Source organism: Acidimicrobiales bacterium, from assembly GCA_035531755.1.
Lineage (GTDB): Bacteria > Actinomycetota > Acidimicrobiia > Acidimicrobiales > UBA8190 > DATKSK01.
On record DATKSK010000064.1, the window covers coordinates 1 to 14,345 of the forward strand.

The window sequence follows — 14,345 nt, forward strand, 5'->3', positions numbered from 1 at the left end:
GGCGTTCTCGAAGAACGCCGTGCCGAAGCTCAGACGGCTGGCGAGGACGTCGAGCGGATGGCGACGCACCACCAGGACGCGCGGCTCGAAGCGGGCCGCGACCCATTGCACCGCCAACGGGACGTTCACCGACTTCACCACCGGGTGCACGGTGCCGGCGGGAGCGGACTGCGGACGGGCCAGCCTCGTGGCCACCTGCAGCCGCAACGACGACGACCTGCCGCCCGGCTCGAGCAGGGCGCTCTTGGCGCGCGCCGGGGTGCGGGCGTAGACGGCGGTGGCCAGACGTCCCAGGGCGCTCGGCCGACGGGCACGGAAGGCGGACTCCCACATGCGCACGTAGGGCTCGGGCGCGTCGCCGCCGGGCTCCAGCGCGGGCATGAGCCCCAGGCCCGCCCGGGCCCGGGCGGCGAAGGGCACCCAGTCGAAGTTGTCGGGCTCGTGGACATAGGCGGCGCCGACGGTCCGACCCAGGCACGTGGCCACCCACGTGGTCCCGGAGCGGGCGGCGCCCACCACCAGCACCCTGTGGCCGGGCACGCCCGTCGAGCCGTCGCCGCCGGTTGTGGTCCGGGTCATCGCCCGCGGCCACCCGCCCGACGGACATGAGCCCGACAGCAGACGATGATCCTCCCGCCCGAACCGCGCATCGCGCTTCCCCCCGAAGACCGCTGCCTCCGCCCTCGACCGGTATTCGGAGAGAGGACGAACCGCAATCATCGCGCGCGTGGCGCGCCTAGTGCCGCGAGGACCTGCCTCGGGAGCGCACCGCCGCCAGTGCGCCGAGCACACGGCGGCGTTCGATCGGCGTGGCGCCGAAAGCGAAGTACGTCCCGAGATAGACCACCCCGGCCGTCACCGCCAGGACCAGCAGGTGGATCGTGGAGTCCGACAGCAGGGCGTGCCCGCCCACGAGCACGACGGTGGTGACCACGGCCGGCACGACGTGCGGCACGATGGCGTCGGCGGCGAACCGCCGCAGGCTCATGTCCGAGACGCGGCACGACAGCGTCACCATCCACGGCACCTGCACGAGCACGGCGCCCACGAGCGTGCCGAAAGCCACCCCGATGGGGCCCATGACGAGCCCCAGGACCACCGACGACCCCAGGTTGACGGCCGCCTCCACCATGCCGGCGCCGGCCACGGCCCGGGCGCGCCCGCTCCCGGAGAGGACGACGCCGGCGGTGCTCGCCGTCGACCGGACCGCCATGGCGAGCGTGAGGACGATGAGGATCTCGGCGGACTGCCCGTACCCGGTCCCGACCCACACCTTGATGGCGGCGTGGGCGATGAGGACGAGGACCACGGTCAACGGGACGCTCAGCACCAGCGCGGTCCTCGTCCCGTCGACGACGAGGAGCCGCAGCTCCTCCGTCCTCCCCTCGCGGCCGAGGGCCGACGCGTGCGGGAAGTACACCTGCACCAACGCCCGCAGCGCGTTGATGAACAGCTGCGCGGCCTTGGAGCCCACGGCGTAGACCGCCACGGCGCGCACGCCGAACAGCAGGCCCACCACGATCAGGTCCACCTTCAGGATGATCGTGAGGGCCACGTCCGCGATCAGGAACCACCACGACAGGCTGGCCGCCTCGCGCAGCCGCCCCCGGTCCACGTAGCGCCGCGACAGCCGGATGCCGGGCTGCAGGCGGCGCAGGAGGCGCCACCGCAGGACGTGGAACGGCAGCGAGACGAGGGCGCTGCCCACCGCCAGGGCCACCAGGCCCCCGCCGGCGAGGACGATGCCGACGATCGTGAGGCTGGTGGCCACGACCATCCCGATGTTCGACGCCGCCAGGAGGTCGTAGCGCTGGTGGGCGGCCAGGGCGCCCCCGAAGCTGTCGAACGGGATGGACACGGCCAACGCCACGGCCAGGACGACGAACACCGTCACCGACGCGTCGCGCAGGCCGGGCGGAATGGAGAACAACGAGGGCGACGCCACCGCGATGACCACGCCGGCGACGAAGGCGAGCAGCCCGAAGCCGGCGAGCACCGCCACGTTGGTGTTGAGGGTCCGCAGGATGCGTTCGGGGCGGCGGCCGATGTCCTCGGCCAGCAGCTTCGTGGTGGCACGCCCGAAGCCGAGCTCGAGGAGCTCGAGGTACCCGATGACGCCACCCGCCAGGGACCACACGCCGTAGGCGGACTGGCCGAGCGAGTGCAGCAGGACCGGGGTGATCAGCAGGCTCGACAGCGCCGTCGCCGCCAGGGCGGCGTAGTTCATGGTGACGTTGATGCCGAACCGGCGAGGGAGCCCGCCCTCCTGCGCCACGGCCTCGTCGCCACTCCACGTGGACTCCCAGAGGACCGAGCCCTCCCCGTCGTCGCCGGCGGGCATGGCGTCGTCACCCGTCGGCGACGTTCCCCCGCTCACGTGCCTCCTTCCGGCCCCGACCACGAACGTCCTGGAACGGCCGTGCGCCGCACCGCCCATCGTAGGTGCCCGGACCAGGGGCGGCGGGTGTTCCGTGCCACTGCGGCCGGTGCTCCACGGCCGGCGCGACACGACGAGGCCGTGCCGCGGGGTGCTATGCGGCGGCGACCGCCGGCCCCGGCGCGCTGACGACGCGGGCCTTGCCGTCCATCTTCGCCCGGTACATCGCCCGGTCGGCCTCGCGGATCAGGGCGTCGGAGGAGGAGCGCCGGGCCCCGCCACAGGTGGCGACGCCGATGCTCGCCGACAGCTGCCGATCGCCGAGCGGCGTGGCGAAGGGGGGCGTCAGCCCGTCGATGATCCGGGTGGCGATGGCCAGGGCGTGAGCGTCGTCGGTGATGTCCTCGCACACCACCACGAACTCGTCGCCCCCGAAGCGCCCGACGGTGTCGGTCGGCCGCACGCACGCGGAGAGCCGGTCGACGAAGGACGACAGGATGTCGTCGCCGACGTCGTGGCCGAGCTCGTCGTTCACGAGCTTGAAGTCGTCGATGTCGATGAAGAGGACGGCCGCCAGCGTCCGGGTCCGCCGGGTCCGGGCGATGGCGTGCACCAGCCGGTCGCTGATGAGGACCCGATTGGCGGCGCCGGTGAGGGGGTCGTGCACGGCGTGGTGCGACAGCGTGGCGGCGAGGGCCCGCTCGGCCTCGTAGAGCCGGGCGTTCGCCACGGCGATGGCGGCATGCTCGGCGAAGAGCGACACGGCCCGCAGGTCGTACTCGGAGTACGGGTGGTCGACCGAGCCGTTCAGGCTGAGCACCCCGAGCAGCTCGTTCTTGTGGAGCAGCGGAACACCCACGGCGCTCTCGCGCTTGACCTGGCCGCGCTCGGAGACCGTGCCCTGCACCAGGAGCGGCTCCCGGTCCCTCGCCACCCGGCCGGCGATGCCGCCACCGAGCTCGCCGGCCGCAGCGGCGCCGGTCTCGCCGGCGTGGCACACCTCGACCAGCCCGCCCGAGCCGTCGAGCAGGAGGATGGTCCCGCTCGTCGCCCGCAGCAGCTCGAAGGCGCTCGACAGGATCAGGCGCAGGACGTCGCCGATCACCAGGACGGAGTTCATGGCCTTGCCCGCCTCGTACAGCATGGCGAGCTCCTTCAGGCGGTTCGACAACGCCGCGCTGAGGACGCGCTCGTCCACGAGCAGGCGCGACAACCGGCGCAGGTGACGCTCTTTCTCCGTGACGTAGCCCCCCAGCCCGAGCACGAGGGCGACCGTCCCGACCCGGAACCCGAAGCGGTTGGCGAAGCCGAGGCTGTGGCTGGTCCCCGCCGTGAGGAGGGCCACCGCGGCGGCCAGGCACACCAGGCCGGCGAAGGCGATCGTCCACAGCTGGGACCGGCGACGATCGACCGCCTCGAGCGACGGGGACGAGAACTCCTTGATCCCGACGATGCGGGCTTCGCGCTCGAGCCGCCGCGACGAACGCCCGGCGGCCGGCGGGGCCGTGGTGGTGGTCACCCCCTTCATGTCGGCGGGCGCGGCGCCCGGCGATAGGGCCCAAAGTCCATCGTCGGGCGCGTTACTCGACGCCCAGGCTCCCCTTGGCCGCCGCCTCGAAGAGCCGGTACGGCAGCACCCGCTTGGCCAGGATCCCGATGCGCTCCCCGGACCTGCCGACCGACACCCGGCGCGGCGGGCGGCGGGCCTCGAGCACGGCGCGCACCGACCGGGCCACCGCCTCGGGAGCGACGCCGTTGGCCTCGTCGCGCGCCATCACCCCGACCGCCCGGTCCAGGGCGTCGCGGTAGACATCGTCGGCGCCCGACGCCACCGCCATCCGGCGGCTGGCCGTGAAGTCGGTCCGCACGTTGCCCGGCTCCACCAGCGTGACGGCGATGCCGAACGGGGCCACCTCGTAGGCCAGGGCCTCCCCCATCCCCTCGAGCGCGAACTTGCTGGCGCTGTAGAAGCCCTGGAAGGGGATGGCCAGCACCCCCCCGATCGAGCTCACGAGGACGATGCGCCCTCCCCCCTGGGCCCGCATGGCCGGCAGGACGCCCTGGACGACGCGGGTGGCGCCCCAGAAGTTCGTCTCCAGCTGGGCCTTGGCCTCCTCGACGGTGGTGTGCTCGACGGCCCCGGCGATCCCCCACCCCGCCGAGGCCACCAGGGCGTCGATGCGGCCGTGGGCGGCCAGCACCTCGGCCACGCCGGCGCGCACCGACTCGTCGGAGTCGACGTCCATGACCAGGCCGCCCCAGCCCCCCGGCGACGTCCCGCGCCGGCTGGCGCCCACCACCGACCACCCGCCGTCGTGCAGGCGCTGCGCGCACGCCCGGCCGATGCCCGCCGACGCCCCCGTGATCAGCACAACCCGCGCCATTGGCCCTCCCCCTGGGGTGCCGAGCACTCTACGCGCCGGCCCACCGCCCCGGTCGGCTCGGGCCGGCCACAGCGGCCCGCCGGGGTGCCCGTGGCATCATGGCGGCGGTGGTCAGGCTCTCGCCGCAGCGCTTCGAGGAGCTGGTGGGCGACGCCCTCGACGGCCTCCCCGCCGACCTGGGCGCGGCCATGGAGAACGTGGCGGTGACGGTGGACGACGAGTCGCCGGTGGGCGAGCTGCTGGGCCTCTACGAAGGGGTGCCCCTGACGGACCGGGGCATCGACTACTCCTTCGTGATGCCGGACCGCATCACCATCTTCATGCGCACCGTCTGCCACGCCTGCGACAGCGAGCGCGACGTCGTCACCATGGTCCGCGAGACGGTGGTCCACGAGGTGGCCCACCACTTCGGCATCGACGACCGCCGCCTCGACGAGCTCGGCTGGTCCTGAGCCGAGGGCGATGCGGCCCGGGCCCGGCTCGCCCGGGGCCGCGGCCGCGCCGCCACGCCGTCGCCGTACGCTGCGCCCATGGGCGCGACCGCCAGGGTGGTCACCTGGGTCACGGTGGCCATCGTGGGCGCCATCGGCGCCGAGATCGCCCTGGCGTCGACGGGTTCGGCGCCCCCGCCCCGCCTGCGCCCGGACCAGGTGGCGTCCCGGATGACACGGGCCGCCCTCGGTGCCGCCGGTGCGGCCGGCACGTTCCACTACCGGGCGGTGTGGCAGACCGGCGGGTCGACCCAGACCATCGTCGGCGACGCCGCGCCGTCGGCCGGCACCCAGGCGGTGGAGGTCGGCGGGTCGCGGTTCGCGGTGGTCGTCGCCGACCAGGTCGTCTACGTGACGGGCAACGTCGACGCGCTGCACGACCAGCTGGGCCTGGCGCCGGCGACGGCATCGGCCGATGCGGGCCGGTGGATCGCGCTCGCCCAGGCCGACGGGCCCTACCAGTCGATGGAGGAGGGAGTGACCACGGCGGCGGCGCTGTCCCAGGTGCTGATCGCGCCCCGGAGGACCTCGACCGACCGGCGAGCGCACGGCATGGTGCTGTCCCGGGTCACGGGCCGCATCCCCCCGGGGACGCCGGGCCAGGTCATCGCCGGATCGGCGACCCTCGACGTGGCGGCCCGCACCACGCTCCCGGCCGCCTACACCGCAGGCGGCTCCGACGGCGGGCAGCCGTGGTCGAGCAGCATCACCTTCTCGCGCTGGGGCGAGCGGATGGCAGTGACGCCACCGGCCGACGCGCTGCCGTACAGCGCGCTCCAAGGTGTGGCCGCAAGCGGGCCCGGCACCCCGACGGGCTGAACCCCCGTGGTCAGCGGGGGCGGGCGTCGCCGCGGGGCGTGCGGACGTTCATCCACCGGGCGGGGCGGGTCGGACGGGACCCGGCGCTCTGGCGGAGGGCCTTCAGGTCGGCCACGCACGCCCGGGCCTCGTCGGCCAGCTCCTGGTCGCCCGCCTCGGAGGCGATGTTGAAGGCGTCGATGCACCTGCCGATGGCCATGTCGATGGCGGTGAGCAGGCTCGTGTGCGCGGTCTCGTCGAGCACGGGCACTCCCCAGGTCTCCGGAACCCTGTCTAGCGCGGATCGGCCCCTACCGCTGGTCGCCGGGCGACCACGGCCCGAGGCCGCCGACCGACGCAGGACCCGGTGCGGGGTACAACTGAGGGCGAGTCGCCGTGGGGACGGGGAGGGCTGATGGCGGAATCGGGGTCGCCGGTCGCCGTCGGTGACGCGCCCGACCGGGACCGGTACGAGGCCCTCGTGGGGGACACGGTGGCCGGCTTCGTGACGTACTCGACACGCCGAGGGACGCGGGTCCTCATCCACGCCGAGGTGGACCCGGCCTTCGAGGGACAGGGGGTCGGGAGCCGGCTGGCTGCCGGCGCCCTCGACGACATCCGGGCCCGGGGGCTGCGGGTCGCGCCGCTGTGTCCCTTCATGGCGGGCTACATCCGGCGCCACCCCGAGTACGCCGACCTGGTGGCCACGGCGTAGCCGGAGACAGCCGGAGGACGCGCCACCCGGGGACAGGGCGCCAGGCTCAGGTGGGGCGGAGGGACTGCCGATACCTGCAGGATGAGAAACGGTCCCCGCCGGCGCGCCGCGGCATCCGGCGGCAGCGGCTCCAGCTGGCTCCGGCTCGGCTTCCTGCTGGCCCTCGGGGAAGTGGCCATCCTCGCCGTGCTGGCCGTCCGGCCGGCCACCGGCGCCGCCGCCGACCACCTGGCCGCCTCGAACGGTCCCGTGGGTCGGGCCCTGTCCGAGGTCGCGACGGTGGCGGTCCCCACCACGACCCTGCCGGCGATCCCGACGACCACGGCTCCCCCGGTTCCCACGACGACCGTTCCGGCACCGACGACCACCACCACGGCGCCACCCGCCGTGCCGCCCACGCCGCCCGCCGCTCCGGCCCATGTGAGCGCGCCGTCCGCCGGCCCGTCCGCCAACATCAGCCCGCAGCCCGACTTCCTGCAGAGCTGTTCGGGGGCGCACTACGACGGATCACCGGGATGCGTGTCGGCCACCGTCGAGGCCATCGCCAATGCCCGCGGCCAGGAGGGGCTGCCCCCGCTCGTCCTCCCCTCCAACTGGGCGCAGCTGGGCCCCGATACCCAGCTCTTCGTGGCCACCAACCTGGAGCGCACCGCCCGCGGGCTGCCCCCCATGGCGACGAAGGTGGCCGCACTCGACCAGGCGGCCCTGCAGGGGGCGGCCAACGACACCGACCCCGGACCGCCGGCCGGCTTCCCCTACTCGCAGTGGGGGTCGAACTGGGCGGGGGCCCTCGGGAACCCGCTCGAGGCCGTCTACTTCTGGATGTACGACGACGGAGTGGGCTCGGCCAACATCGACTGCACGCCCTCGAACACCACGGGCTGCTGGGGCCACCGGCAGAACATCCTGCTGCCCCTGCCGTGCCAGGACTGCGTGATGGGGACGGGGTGGCTCGAGGGCGGCTACAGCGGCGACCCCAGCCTCACCGAGATCCTGGTGGAGACCTCGGGGTCCCCGGCGACATCGTTCACGTGGCAGCAGGAGCTGCCCTACCTCTCCTGACCGATCTCTCCTGACCGATCTCTCCTGACCGCGCGGATCGGGCACATCACGGTCACGATTCCGGCTGTTACGACCACTCTGACGGGTGATCGATCGCTGCATCGAACCGGCGTCCCGACGCGCTCCACGGCAGTTGGCCGAATGTTGACGCTCCATAGGGACCGGCGTGTGACACACCCGGCACCATCGTGGGTGTGGGCTGCCAGCAGGCTCCGTCGCGGAGTCTGAGGTCGGCCCAGGAGTGCGTGACCATGTCGCGCAAATCCCAGCTCAGAGGGCACGCGAGCCGTCGGGTACTGTTCGACGGGAGACGCCGGAATCGTTGTGTCACCGACGTGACCTGCACCTTCGGCATCTGACCTGAACGGGGAACCTCCGATGGGAGTAGGGATGAAGCTGCGCAAGGACCCCAACGATCTGGCCAGTTCGACGGGAGCTGACGGTGTCACTCCGGTCGCGCCCGCCCGGATCGGCGCGACCGGAAGTCCCCGTGGCCAGCTCGGAGAGCTCCTCGTCGGCGCACAGCTGATCAGCCACGACCAGCTGGCCGACGCCCTGATCCAGCAGTCGGCGTCGGGCAAGCGGATCGGCGCCACCCTGGTGGAGCTGGGTGCGATCTCGGAACGGGATCTGGCCCAAGCGCTGTCCACCCAGCTCCTGGTCCCGCTCGTCGACCTCTCCCAGCAGGCGCCGTCTCCCGAAGCGGTCGAGGTTCTCGCCGAGAGCGTGGCCCGGGCGCATCTGGCCGTGCCGATCTCACTGGACGAAAACGGGGTGACCATCGCCGTCTCGGACCCGAACCCCGAACTGGCGAAGACGCTCGCCAACGCCTGCGGTCGGGTCGTCCGGCTGGTCATCGCCCCGCAGTCGGACGTCCAGCGCGCCATCGACACCGCGTACCGGGCACTCGGGAACATCAGGGAACACGTCCGCGCCTTCGAGGAGACGACGGACACGACCCGCCGACTGGCCGACACCACCGTGCAGACGGTCCATGCCGGCGACGCACCGGTCGTCCAGGTCGTGAACCTCCTCATCACGCAGGCCATGCGCGACCGGGCGTCCGACATCCACATCGAGCCGCAGGACGAGCATCTTCGGGTCCGGTTCCGCATCGATGGCGCACTGCACGAGGCGGTCGAGCTCCCCATGGCGATGGCCGCGGCACTCGTCAGCAGGCTCAAGATCATGGCGGACATGAACATCGTGGAGCGCCGTCGCCCGCAGGACGGGCAGATCACGATGGTCGTCGACGGGCGCGAGATCGACATCCGCGTGTCCACGGTGGCCACCATCTGGGGAGAGAGCTGCGTGCTGCGGGTGCTCGACAAGAGCAGGTCCGTCTTCCGGATGGCCGACCTGGGCATGCCCCCTGACACCCACGAGGTCTTCACCCGACAGATCCGTGCCCCGTTCGGCATGGTGCTGTGCGCAGGACCGACCGGGAGCGGCAAGACGACCACCCTGTACGCGGCCCTGACCGAGATCGACGACCCCAGCCGGAACATCATGACCATCGAGGACCCGGTCGAGTACGTCTTCCCCTCGATCAACCAGATCCAGACCAATGAGCAGGCGGGGATCACCTTTGCCAACGGCCTGCGGTCGATCCTGCGCCAGGACCCCGACGTCATCCTGGTCGGCGAGATCCGTGACGTGGAGACGGCGCGCATCGCCGTGCAGTCGGCCCTTACCGGTCACCTCGTGTTGTCGTCGCTGCACGCCACCGACTCCGCCGCCGCTCTTCACCGTTTCCTCGACATGGGCATCGAGTCGTTCCTGGTGGCATCGTCGGTGTTGGCGGTGGTCAGCCAGCGCCTGGTCCGCAGGATCTGTCAGACCTGCAAGGCGCCCTACGAGCCGAAGGACGAGGAGCTGGCCTTCTACAGCGAGAGCGGCGGCCTCCCCAAGGCGCAGTTCTTCCAGGGGGAGGGGTGCAACTTCTGTGCCGGCACCGGGTACCGGGACCGGATCGGCGTGTTCGAGCTTATGCGCATCACGCCCGAGATCAAGCGGCTCATCGTGGGTTGGGCGACCCAGGAAGAGCTGCAGCGAATGGCGGCGTCGCAAGGAATGCGTACGTTGCGGGACGAGGCGATCCGCCTGATCACCGATGACATCACGACCATCTCCGAGGTCGTCCGATCCATCTACGCGGCCTGAGGCGGGGCACCATGGCCAAGTTCAAATTCAAGGCGATCGCTCCGGACGGATCCACCGTCGAGGGCATCGAGACGGCGGTCACCGGCAGCTTGGCGCGTCGGGCCCTGATCGACCGCAACCTCGCTCCGGTGGACGTGACCGAGAAGAAGAGCCTCCTCCAATTCGAGATCACCAGGGAGAAGGTCCCACGCCGGGAGTTGATGCACTTCTCCCGACAGCTCGCCGTCTTCATGCAGGCCGGGATCCCCGTCCTCGAGGCTCTGGAGGTGCTTTCCCAGGAGGTCGGGAGCAAGACCTTCCAGCGGATCCTGGCGGAGATGGCCGAGGCACTCCGGTCGGGCGAGACGTTCGCCAGCGCCGCCGACGCCCACCCCGAGGCGTTCCCGCCCTACTACCTCGGAATCCTCCGCTCGGCTGAGCTCACCGGGAACCTCGACACCGTCCTCGACCAGCTGGCCGAGTACATCGACCGCGACACCGAAGCCCGCCGCAAGATCACCTCGGCCCTCATCTACCCGGGGATCGTCCTGGTGATGTCCATCGTGGCCGTGGTCGTCATAACCGGCGTGGTGCTGCCCCGGTTCAAGACCTTCTTCAATTCACTGCACGCCAAGCTGCCTCTCCCCACCCGCGCGCTCATCGCCATTGCCGACTTCTTCGTCACCGACTGGTTCTTGTTCGCCGGCCTCGCCGCCCTGATCATCGTCGCGTTCGTCCTCGGCGCCTCCACCCGTCGGGGCCGCGAGGTCCGGGACGTCATCGTCCTGCGCGTTCCCATTCTGGGAGACCTCATCCGCACGGCGATCCTGGAGCGGTTCTGCCGGATCCTGTGTTCGATGGTCGGGGCGGGGGTGCCCCTGCCCGAGGCGCTGCTCGTCACCGGGAACGCCACGACGAACGCAGTGTTCCGGCGGGGCCTGGTGTCAGCGCGCGAGGGCATGCTCAGGGGCGAAGGGCTCGCCGCACCCCTGGCGCAGACCAACCTCTTCCCCATCGCAGCCCGACGCATGTTCCTGGTGGGCGAGAGCACAGGGACCCTCGACCACCAGCTCGACACCGCGGCGCACTACTTCGACCGGGAGCTCGACTACAAGTTGAAGCACTTCACCAGCCTGTTCGAGCCGGCCGTCATCCTGTTCGTCGGGATCATCGTCGGCTTCGTGGCCATTGCCCTCGTCTCGGCCATGTACGGCATCTACCGCCAGGTGCACGTCACATGACGCCCCGACGTCTGTCCGTCGAGCGAACACCTCCTAGGAGGTCTTGAGTATTCGAACACTTCTCCCAACACAAGAGCAGGCCATCGACACAGCACCCGGGGACCGCCGCATCGAGGGGATGCGACAAGCGAGCACTCACGGGACGCGAACTCAGGAAGGGAACAGCATGAGGGAAGATACAGCACAGAACGTCCTGCAGAGGATGGTGGCGAAGAGAGACGAGGGCGGGTTCACCCTGATCGAACTCCTCATCGTCATCATCATCCTGGCCATCCTGGCTGCGATCGTCGTCTTCGCCGTGGGCAGCACGAACAAGAACGCTATTGCGTCATCGTGCAACGCAGACGCCAAGAGCGTGGAGACGGCCCTGGAGGCGTACAAGGCGCAGACCGGCTCGTATCCGACGAACTGGAGCAGCCTCACCAGTGGGCCGGTGACGACGACCATCAACGGTGTCGCCGAGACGATCGGTCCGTGGCTGAAGGAACTGCCGGCCTCGAACAACTACACCATCTCGGCCGACACCAGCGGGAACGTCTCCGTCAACACCAAGGTGTACAACGGGACGAGCAACCCCTGCAATTCCCTGCCGTGAGGCCGATGCATTCGGGGATGTGAGCCCGGTGCCGGGAGACCGTTGGTGCGGTCTCCCGGCACCGGCCGCGTCCCGGCCTGTCGATACCAGAGACAACCATGCACGATCCTCAACCACGAGCCAGGACCGACACACGATGGCTTCTGGCCGTCAGCGCGTTCGCCGTGCTGACCGGCATGGCCTACACCGTGTGGTGGGCGACCCTGGTCCGGCACCGCTCGTTCTACTGGGTCGTCCCCGGGGACATCTGGGGGACGGTCCGAGCGGCGCACTGGATCGGCTGGGGAGGTCTGTCGTTCATCTACAGCTCGAAGACCGGTCTCGTGACCCTGCCCGGCTTCCACGTCCTGCTCGCACCGATCGTCGCCCTGGCTTCGCACCTCGGTCTCTCCGAAAGCGCGCCGGGCATCCTCCCGCCCGTCCCCAAGCCCACGGCTTGGCTGCTCATCGGACCGTTCCTCTTGGCGTGCGGTGCACTGCCGCTGTTCGCCGCAGATGCGCTGGCGCGCCGGCTCGGTGCGTCGCGCTGGGCACGTCGGGCCCTGGCCTTCGGGACCGCCGCCGCCGTGTGGCCGACAATCGCCATGTGGGGCCACGCAGAGGACGTGCTCGCTCTGGGGCTCGCCCTGTACGCCGTGGTGGCCCTGTCGAACCGCCGGCTGGGGGCAGCGGGGTGGCTCCTCGGCGGCGCCGTGGCCATGCAGCTGTATGCCGTGGCACTGATTCCGTTGTTCGTCGCGGTCGTCGGTCGACGCAAGGTCGCTCCCCTGCTGGCGCGTATCGCCATCCTGCCGGGTTTCCTGCTCGTCGCCGTTATCGTGCCCAACTTCGATGCCACCGTGCACGCGTTGTTCGACCAACCCAACTTCCCCACGGTCGACCACGCCACCCCGTGGCTCCTGCTGGCCCCGAAGCTCGGTCACGGCGCGGTGGCAGCCGGGCCCGGGCGTGTCATCGGGCTGCTGATCGCGGTGGTGGTGGGGGCGCTCGGCATGCGGCACCGGTCGGATGCCCGGTACATCGTGTGGCTGGGAGCCGTCGTGCTCGGCCTCCGATGCGTGTTCGAGTCCGTCATGGACCCGTACTACGTCATGCCCGTCATCGTGCTGGCGCTCGTGGTGGCATCGCAACGTTCCGTCATCCGCTTCGCCGGCACGGTCGCCGGAGGTGCCGGCCTGACGGTGTTGACCTACTTCCGGCCGGACATGTGGGCCTACTGGTCGGAGATGACGGGTGTCATGGTGGTGATGCTCGCGCTCGCATGGCCGGGGACACTCCGGCGCTCTGCACGGGAGGGCCCCGACGTCGACGCCTTCGATCAACCCCCGTACGAGGCTCCGTCAACCGTGGCCGTCTCCGCCTGAACCCGGCCTCACCAGAAGGCGCTGCCCCGTACCTACTGCACGAACTCCATGCGGAGGCCTTCACTGTCCCATTCCGGGTCTTCCGGCAAGTGCACCACGCCGCGGGCGATGATCCTGCGGGCCGTCCACAGGCAGGCGGCGGCATCGAGGAGGTGTGCGGTCGAGACGCCTCTGATCTTCTCGCCGATGATCCGTTCCACGCCGGGCATGCGCCCGTCGAGCAATGCCCGGCGCTCGTCGCGGCCCGCCTTCGTGTGTTTGGAGAATCTGACGGGCTTGTCCTCGTTGAGCTGGAAGAAGCTGAGCTCGGGGTGCACCTCGAAGATGGTTCGCTGCCAGTACGGGGCCATCTGTTCGTGTACCTCCACCGTGCGCTTGAGCATGCGCCACCCGATGGCGCCCAGGTGGCCCCCGTTCGCCTCCTTGGCCTCGCTGTAGGAGTTGCACTTCAGGGTGCCCCGCACCGGTGCGGAGAGCACCGCACCGGAGCGAGGCCGACCCAGCAGGGCGCGCGCCTGGCGATCGCACGCACGCCCCCGGGAGTCCGGCTCGTCGAGGAGCCCCACCGGTGAGAACAGCGCCACGACCTGGAACGCCGGCTTGTAGTCGAGTACCTCCAGGAACGTCGGGACGACCCGGGGCTGCTCCGGGGCCATGGTGATCCCCTGGAGCTTGGCCGACGCGATCAACCACCCCTTGGGGCAGGGGACGACGCCGGCCAGGGTCCGATAGGGCAAATGCGACCCCCGCCGCGACCCCGGTCCTGACATCGACATGGACACCACGCTACCCAGCGCGAACACGCCGGCGGCAACCGGGGGCCCGAAGCCGGACGGTCAGTTGTTGGCGTTGTGGACGAGCCAGCTCTTGATGCTCTCGATCTCTCCGCATGTCGCCAGTGACGATGCGGAGCACGTGGATCCGTCCTGGAAGTCGACGATCGCCCAGATGGTGTAGTTCGCCGATGAGCAGCTCGTCGACGAGGTCCCGCAGGCATAGAAGTTGACCTCGCGCGACACCCCCGTATTGGGGGGGAGCAGGTTGTGCGGGACCGTCGAACAGTCCACGTAGACGGGCGGCGCATTCTGCCCGATCTGGATCGGCGTGTTGGACGACAGGCACGAGCCGCCGTTGAAGACGGTGTTGGTATAGCGCACGGTCTGGATTGCGACCTGC

At 70.8% G+C, this 14,345-nt stretch carries 15 protein-coding genes; 8 read left to right on the forward strand and 7 right to left on the reverse strand.

The window, feature by feature from the left end; genetic code table 11:
* The 4 genes from VMV22_12645 to VMV22_12660 form a co-directional block, all read right to left on the reverse strand.
* Positions 1-579: hypothetical protein (locus tag VMV22_12645; GenBank protein HUY23176.1), on the reverse strand; the 579-nt coding region annotated here is incomplete at its 3' end.
* 157 nt (positions 580-736) lie between these two features.
* On the reverse strand, positions 737-2,377 hold the full coding sequence (locus VMV22_12650) for an oligosaccharide flippase family protein (GenBank protein ID HUY23177.1): 1,641 nt from the start codon (positions 2,375-2,377) through the stop codon (positions 737-739).
* A gap of 154 nt (positions 2,378-2,531) precedes the next feature.
* A complete protein-coding gene (locus tag VMV22_12655) occupies positions 2,532-3,896 on the reverse strand; it encodes a sensor domain-containing diguanylate cyclase (protein ID HUY23178.1) in 1,365 nt (454 codons plus the stop codon).
* A gap of 61 nt (positions 3,897-3,957) precedes the next feature.
* Positions 3,958-4,761 (reverse strand): SDR family oxidoreductase, encoded by an 804-nt coding sequence (locus VMV22_12660; GenBank protein HUY23179.1) that lies wholly within the window; start codon positions 4,759-4,761, stop codon positions 3,958-3,960.
* 107 nt (positions 4,762-4,868) lie between these two features.
* Between VMV22_12660 and VMV22_12665 the strand changes: the two genes are divergently transcribed.
* The gene (locus VMV22_12665) at positions 4,869-5,213 is read left to right on the forward strand and encodes a metallopeptidase family protein (GenBank protein ID HUY23180.1); all 345 of its coding nucleotides are present in this window, start codon (positions 4,869-4,871) and stop codon (positions 5,211-5,213) included.
* Between the two features lie 78 nt (positions 5,214-5,291).
* A complete protein-coding gene (locus VMV22_12670) occupies positions 5,292-6,071 on the forward strand; it encodes a hypothetical protein (GenBank protein ID HUY23181.1) in 780 nt (259 codons plus the stop codon).
* 10 nt (positions 6,072-6,081) lie between these two features.
* On the opposite strand, the gene VMV22_12675 is transcribed toward VMV22_12670, so the two are convergent.
* Positions 6,082-6,315: a hypothetical protein gene (locus tag VMV22_12675; protein HUY23182.1), complete on the reverse strand. Its 234-nt coding sequence runs from the start codon at positions 6,313-6,315 to the stop codon at positions 6,082-6,084.
* A gap of 150 nt (positions 6,316-6,465) precedes the next feature.
* Here VMV22_12675 and VMV22_12680 point away from each other — a divergent pair, with 150 nt between their 5' ends.
* The 6 genes from VMV22_12680 (at position 6,466) to VMV22_12705 (ending at position 13,169) form a co-directional block, all read left to right on the forward strand.
* Positions 6,466-6,765, forward strand: coding sequence for a GNAT family N-acetyltransferase (locus VMV22_12680; protein HUY23183.1), 300 nt, complete (start codon positions 6,466-6,468; stop codon positions 6,763-6,765).
* A gap of 81 nt (positions 6,766-6,846) precedes the next feature.
* The gene (locus tag VMV22_12685) at positions 6,847-7,827 is read left to right on the forward strand and encodes a hypothetical protein (protein ID HUY23184.1); all 981 of its coding nucleotides are present in this window, start codon (positions 6,847-6,849) and stop codon (positions 7,825-7,827) included.
* A 390-nt stretch (positions 7,828-8,217) separates the two neighbouring features.
* Positions 8,218-9,990, forward strand: coding sequence for a GspE/PulE family protein (locus tag VMV22_12690; GenBank protein HUY23185.1), 1,773 nt, complete (start codon positions 8,218-8,220; stop codon positions 9,988-9,990).
* 11 nt (positions 9,991-10,001) lie between these two features.
* Complete coding sequence (locus VMV22_12695) at positions 10,002-11,210, forward strand: type II secretion system F family protein (protein HUY23186.1); 1,209 nt, start codon at positions 10,002-10,004, stop codon at positions 11,208-11,210.
* Between the two features lie 202 nt (positions 11,211-11,412).
* Entirely contained in the window at positions 11,413-11,805 is a 393-nt protein-coding gene (locus VMV22_12700) for a prepilin-type N-terminal cleavage/methylation domain-containing protein (protein ID HUY23187.1), read from the forward strand.
* A 164-nt stretch (positions 11,806-11,969) separates the two neighbouring features.
* The gene (locus tag VMV22_12705) at positions 11,970-13,169 is read left to right on the forward strand and encodes a hypothetical protein (protein ID HUY23188.1); all 1,200 of its coding nucleotides are present in this window, start codon (positions 11,970-11,972) and stop codon (positions 13,167-13,169) included.
* Positions 13,170-13,201: 32 nt separating this feature from the next.
* On the opposite strand, the gene VMV22_12710 is transcribed toward VMV22_12705, so the two are convergent.
* Positions 13,202-13,945: a DUF429 domain-containing protein gene (locus VMV22_12710; protein HUY23189.1), complete on the reverse strand. Its 744-nt coding sequence runs from the start codon at positions 13,943-13,945 to the stop codon at positions 13,202-13,204.
* A 60-nt stretch (positions 13,946-14,005) separates the two neighbouring features.
* Positions 14,006-14,345 (reverse strand): hypothetical protein (locus VMV22_12715; protein HUY23190.1); only part of this gene is annotated, 340 nt, incomplete at its 5' end.

Coding starts and splice junctions, on each gene's coding strand:
- VMV22_12695 (HUY23186.1), top strand. CDS start 10,002: ATGGCCAAGTTCAAATTCAAGGCGATCGCTCCGGACGGATCCACCGTC.
- VMV22_12710 (HUY23189.1), bottom strand. CDS start 13,945: ATGTCGATGTCAGGACCGGGGTCGCGGCGGGGGTCGCATTTGCCCTAT.
- VMV22_12700 (HUY23187.1), top strand. CDS start 11,413: ATGGTGGCGAAGAGAGACGAGGGCGGGTTCACCCTGATCGAACTCCTC.
- VMV22_12680 (HUY23183.1), top strand. CDS start 6,466: ATGGCGGAATCGGGGTCGCCGGTCGCCGTCGGTGACGCGCCCGACCGG.
- VMV22_12690 (HUY23185.1), top strand. CDS start 8,218: ATGAAGCTGCGCAAGGACCCCAACGATCTGGCCAGTTCGACGGGAGCT.
- VMV22_12685 (HUY23184.1), top strand. CDS start 6,847: ATGAGAAACGGTCCCCGCCGGCGCGCCGCGGCATCCGGCGGCAGCGGC.
- VMV22_12660 (HUY23179.1), bottom strand. CDS start 4,761: ATGGCGCGGGTTGTGCTGATCACGGGGGCGTCGGCGGGCATCGGCCGG.
- VMV22_12670 (HUY23181.1), top strand. CDS start 5,292: ATGGGCGCGACCGCCAGGGTGGTCACCTGGGTCACGGTGGCCATCGTG.